This window comes from Litorivivens sp., assembly GCF_041625495.1.
Classification (GTDB): Bacteria; Pseudomonadota; Gammaproteobacteria; order Pseudomonadales; family Spongiibacteraceae; genus Litorivivens.
On record NZ_JBFJTH010000266.1, the window covers coordinates 1 to 3,040 of the forward strand.

Genomic DNA, 3,040 nt, shown 5'->3' on the forward strand with positions numbered 1-3,040 from the left:
CGGGTTTGCTCATGCACTCTTCCAATGGGGGGGATTGCCGATTCAGACACGGATTTCGCGTCCGGCGCAAAAGGCGGGTATTATAGCGGCTTTCAACACCAATCAACACAGGCGGTAAAATGATTATTCTTCAAACAAATCATGGTGATATCAAAATCGAGCTGGACTTTGAAAAGGCACCGAAAACAGCAGCCAATTTCCAGCAATATGTTGAGGATGGCTTTTACGACGGCACCATTTTTCACCGCGTCATTGACGGTTTTATGGTCCAGGGCGGCGGCTTTACCCCCGGCATGCAGCAAAAGGCAACTCGCGACCCGATTGAATGCGAAGCTGACAACGGCCTGAAAAATGAGCTGGGCACGCTGGCGATGGCTCGCACCATGGACCCCCATTCAGCGTCTTCACAGTTCTTCATCAACGTAAAGAACAATGAATTTCTGAACCACAGCAGTAAAACCTCCCAAGGCTGGGGCTATGCAGTGTTCGGCAAGGTTGTCGAAGGCATGGATACCGTCAACGCGATCAAAGGCGTCGCCACCACTATGGCCGCCGGTCACCAGGATGTGCCAGCACAAGACGTGATCATCGAGAAAGCCTACGTCGCCGAGTAAGCAATGACCGTACTGTTCATCTCAGATCTGCATCTGGATGAAAAACGCCCGGACATATTCCGGGCGTTTTTACATTTTCTGGAGCAGGACGCATGCCGCGCAGATAGCCTTTATGTACTGGGCGACCTATTTGAAGCCTGGGTGGGCGATGATGACGATTCGAACATTGCCTTACAAAGTGTTGCCGCCTTCAGGCAGCTGAGCGATTCCGGCACAGAACTGTTTTTTATGCACGGCAACCGGGACTTTCTATTGGGTCAGGATTTCGCCAACCAAACCGGCGGCACCCTGCTCGACGACCCCTGCACTATCGATCTGTTTGGTATTCCAACCCTGCTGATGCACGGTGACAGCCTCTGTACGGCGGATACTGAATACCAGCAACTTCGGCAGCAATTGCGCTCTTCACAGTGGCAGCAGCAACTACTGGCTCAACCGCTGGCGGCGCGGCGCGAGCTGGCTCAGCAATTACGTATGGCGAGCTCTGAGGCTACCGGCAACAAGGCCGAAGATATTATGGATGTCACGCCGGACGAAGTGGTCAAGGTCCTGCAAGACCACGATTGCACCCGCCTGATCCACGGGCATACCCACCGGCCGGCACGCCATCAATTGACCGTCGCAGGCAAACCCGCCGAGCGGATTGTTCTTGGCGATTGGGATACAAATCTTTGGTATCTACACGCAAGCGCCGACGGTATCGATCTGCAGCAGCGCGCTATCGCCCTATAAAACCCAAAGGCTAACCGCCCCATCCAGGGGCATTTTGATCGACTCTCCGTAATGCACCCCTCCACCTTTTAGCACCAACTGCGCGCACAAAGAAAACCAACACATTGCCCGATTTAGCGCACAACAACCCTATCTACTTGTTTTAATTATATTATTTAACCTTGGCACACTCATTGCTGTACGTGATAGCAAAACCAGCTGGCATTTTGCCCGGGCACCAGGACTGCAGCCGACGGCCCATTTAACCAGCACCAAGGAGATCGTTATGTCGCTCAGGTACAAACAGTGGTTCAAGTCGATAGCAGCAAGCGTGCTGCTCGGCAGCACCTCTTTCAGCCAGGCTGCAGAGCCCGAAAAAGAGGAACTGAAGTTCGGTTTCATAAAACTCACCGATATGGCACCGCTAGCCATTGCCTATGAAAAGGGCTTCTTCGAAGACGAAGGGCTCTACGTAACACTCGAAGCACAGGCCAACTGGAAAGTATTGCTCGACCGCGTTATCGACGGTCAGCTAGACGGCGCCCATATGCTCGCCGGACAACCGCTGGGCGCCACCATAGGCTTTGGCACCCAAGCCCATATCATCACCGCTTTCAGTATGGATTTGAACGGCAACGGCATCACCGTATCCAACGATATCTGGGAGCAAATGAAGCCTCATATCCCGAAACAGGCCGACGGCAAACCGGTGCACCCGATCAAGGCAGACTACCTCAAACCGGTCGTGGATAAATACAAGGCCGACGGCAAGCCCTTCAAAATGGGAATGGTATTCCCAGTTTCCACCCACAACTATGAACTGCGCTACTGGCTGGCAGCCGGCGGCATTCACCCGGGCTACTACGCCCCCAAAAAAGGTGATACCAGTGGCATGATCAATGCCGACGCGCAACTGTCTGTGACCCCGCCTCCGCAAATGCCGTCCACCATGGAAGCCGGCACTATTTACGGTTACTGCGTGGGTGAACCCTGGAACCAGCAAGCCGTATTCAAAGGTATCGGCGTTCCGGTAATCACCGATTACGAAATCTGGAAAGACAACCCCGAGAAGGTGTTCGGTGTTAGCAAGGACTGGGCTGACAAATATCCACAAACCCATATTGCCGTTGTGAAAGCCATGATCCGCGCCGCTAAATGGCTGGATGCCAACAACAACGCCAACCGTCCAGAAGCCGTGAAAATCCTGTCAAAACCCTACTATGTTGGGGCAGACGAAGAGGTTATCGCCAATTCCATGACGGGCACCTTCGAGTACGAAAAAGGCGACAAACGTCCGGTTCCAGATTTCAACGTTTTCTTTCGCTACAACGCGACCTACCCCTACTACTCCGACGCCATCTGGTATCTCACGCAGATGCGACGCTGGGGCCAGATCGCCGATCACAAGCCGGACAGCTGGTATATGGAGACAGCCAAAAAGGTTTATCGCCCTGACATCTATCGCGCAGCGGCCGAAGAACTGATTGCCGACGGCGTCATGCAAGCCAGCGAATTCCCGAACTTTGCTAAAGAAAACGGCTTCAAACCGCCGCAGACAGAGTTTATCGACGGTGTGACCTACGACGGTACCAAGCCGAATGATTACCTCGGCAAGTTCAAAATCGGCCTGAAAGGCAAAGACGAAGTGTAACGCCCGCCCTCTCCCAACGGGAGAGGGCAAAACGCTCTAGGGAGACACCATGTTCAAGCAAAAA

The 3,040-nt window shown here is 53.5% G+C and carries 3 protein-coding genes; all 3 read left to right on the forward strand.

Annotation, left to right across the window (positions count from 1 at the left end):
* Window positions 1-119: 119 nt before the first annotated feature.
* Window positions 120-614: a peptidylprolyl isomerase gene (locus ABYP39_RS18225; protein ID WP_372747467.1), complete on the forward strand. Its 495-nt coding sequence runs from the start codon at window positions 120-122 to the stop codon at window positions 612-614.
* Window positions 615-617: 3 nt separating this feature from the next.
* Window positions 618-1,346 (forward strand): UDP-2,3-diacylglucosamine diphosphatase, encoded by a 729-nt coding sequence (locus ABYP39_RS18230; protein ID WP_372759023.1) that lies wholly within the window; start codon window positions 618-620, stop codon window positions 1,344-1,346.
* Window positions 1,347-1,611: 265 nt separating this feature from the next.
* Complete coding sequence (locus ABYP39_RS18235; protein WP_372784050.1) at window positions 1,612-2,976, forward strand: CmpA/NrtA family ABC transporter substrate-binding protein; 1,365 nt, start codon at window positions 1,612-1,614, stop codon at window positions 2,974-2,976.
* The last annotated feature ends 64 nt before the right edge of the window (window positions 2,977-3,040 follow it).